Below are 279 nucleotides of genomic sequence, written 5' to 3' on the forward strand. Positions count from 1 at the left end.
CCAATATGCCTACACGGTTGAAACACTGCTGGAAAAAGGCTGGGAACAGGTCAGCAACAGCCACTTCGCCTATCCTGGCCGCGGCGAGCGCAACCGCTACAATACCCTGATCAAATCGGACATTCCCTGTTTGGCGTTCGGCTCCGGCGCAGGCGGTAACTTCGGCGGTTTCAGCTATCAGGTGCAGGGCGATTTGGAGAGTTATCTCGCCACGCCGAAAGGCGAGAAAAACATCGCATTTATGAGCGGCCATAGTCCAAATAAAGCACTGCTCAGCAA

Annotated in this window: 1 pseudogene; it reads left to right on the forward strand. The window is 54.5% G+C overall.

Annotated features, from left to right (window positions below):
* Positions 1 to 279: pseudogene (locus tag ACTHS4_RS11895) on the forward strand (heme anaerobic degradation radical SAM methyltransferase ChuW/HutW); the annotation flags it as partial.

This window comes from Neisseria sp. P0014.S009 (genome assembly GCF_051958155.1).
In the GTDB taxonomy this organism is placed as follows: Bacteria; Pseudomonadota; Gammaproteobacteria; order Burkholderiales; family Neisseriaceae; genus Neisseria; species Neisseria flavescens_C.